3 protein-coding genes are annotated in these 1431 nt (G+C 61.0%); all 3 read right to left on the reverse strand.

Features of this window, described 5'->3' with window-relative positions; translation table 11 throughout:
- On the reverse strand, nucleotides 1-184 hold a 184-nt coding region (locus tag ABB27_RS18880), incomplete at its 3' end, for a polysaccharide biosynthesis/export family protein (protein ID WP_152984698.1).
- Nucleotides 184-876: a YjbF family lipoprotein gene (locus tag ABB27_RS18885; protein ID WP_057630859.1), complete on the reverse strand. Its 693-nt coding sequence runs from the start codon at nucleotides 874-876 to the stop codon at nucleotides 184-186. The genes ABB27_RS18880 and ABB27_RS18885, both read right to left, overlap by 1 nt.
- Nucleotides 877-886: 10 nt before the next feature.
- The coding region (locus ABB27_RS18890) for an SLBB domain-containing protein (protein ID WP_211263738.1) at nucleotides 887-1431 on the reverse strand (545 nt) is incomplete at its 5' end.

Raw genomic sequence — 1431 nt, forward strand, 5'->3', positions numbered from 1 at the left:
CGGCCTGCATATAGGCGTCTTCAGTCGGGCCGGCCGTCAATGCCAGCCGGCTCAGGCGGCTATCGGGTGGCAGCAGATAGCTGCCCGGGTTGCGGACATTGCCGCTTGCAGCCACAGGCACCGAGGTGGCACCGGCGATGCCGGTGCTCGAAAGCAGCAGAAAGAACAGGGCGAAGATGCGCATTATCGGTTGCGCAGATCGGCGGAGAATGGCTTGAGTTGCACAATCTCCAAAGAGGCGTCCGCGCTTATCGCTTGCACGCTTTTCCAGATGAAGCCGTTGTCTGGATCCACCCAATAGTGATTGCGCGTAGACCAACCCGCGCCATCCAGCGTTTCCTGGATATGCAGCAGTTCGCGTGATTTTCCCAGAATGCGAAGGGTTTCTTGCCCGAGCGGCTGCAAAGTGCCGGTCACGCGCATGCCGTAGTGGTAACCGGGCATCACGTCATATCGGCGATGCACGGTGGTTCCGGCTTCTACCTTGCGCAGGTCATGAAATGGGTTGCTGCCTTCAATCGACATGCTGCGCAGTTCGGACCTGCCGCCGTGGGTTGCTACCACCAAGCCATCCTGCAGGAAGACGATGCTGCGGTCAGCGCTGTACCAGGCCTGGCGTTTGCCATCGATGTTTCCCAATACCAGGATTGCGCCGCCATCACTACCGTTTACTTTGATCTGCGCAAAGCGGTTGGCAGCAACAGCATCCGGATCAGGCGCGATGTCAGGCTTGCCGCTGATGGCGATGCCTATGCTCTTGAAGCTGGCCTCGGCAAGCGAACCGCAGCCCGCGATCAGTGCCGCGCTCAGTAGCACGGCCACAGCCAACAGGTTGCGCAGGGGCGGTGCTGCGGTAACGGCATCCTTGCTGGTCATGATGTGTTGCTTAGTTGCTGTCCAGGTCGCTGTGCGCGCTGGCCGTATTGCTGAGAATGGCGGTGAAGGGCAGCAACTGGTTCACGAAGCGGCTCCAGCGGGTAACGCCGGCAGCACCGACAAACACCACGTCGCCGGGATACAGTTCGAACTGGCTGGCGACCGCGAAGGCGGCCGGTGATCTGGCCTGCAGGTGGAATACCTGTGAGGGCATGTTCTGCAGATCGCTGGCGCCGCGGATGACATAGATGGCGTTGCCGTTGGCGGTGCTTTGTATCAGCCCGCGTGCACGCCCCAGCGCCTGGCTCAAGGAAATCTGCCCGGTGCGGAAGTTCATGGCACCCGGCTGGTTCACTTCGCCGACGACAAAAACTTCCTTGCGGTCCAGGTAGGGCACGTGGATATGGTCGTTGGCCTTCAGGAAAACAGGGCTGCCGCCATTGCGGCCGACAAGATCCAGGTCGATGGTGTAGGTGACGCCATCGCGACTGAGGCTGACACCGGAAAGATCTGCCTGCATCGGGTCCAGGCCGGCCTGGGCGATGGCATCGCTCA

The sequence above is a fragment of the Stenotrophomonas terrae genome (assembly GCF_001431465.1).
In the GTDB taxonomy this organism is placed as follows: domain Bacteria; phylum Pseudomonadota; class Gammaproteobacteria; order Xanthomonadales; family Xanthomonadaceae; genus Stenotrophomonas; species Stenotrophomonas terrae.

Bases quoted from the DNA above. Each gene is read 5' to 3' on its own strand.
- ABB27_RS18885 (WP_057630859.1), bottom strand. From the start codon at position 876: ATGACCAGCAAGGATGCCGTTACCGCAGCACCGCCCCTGCGCAACCTG.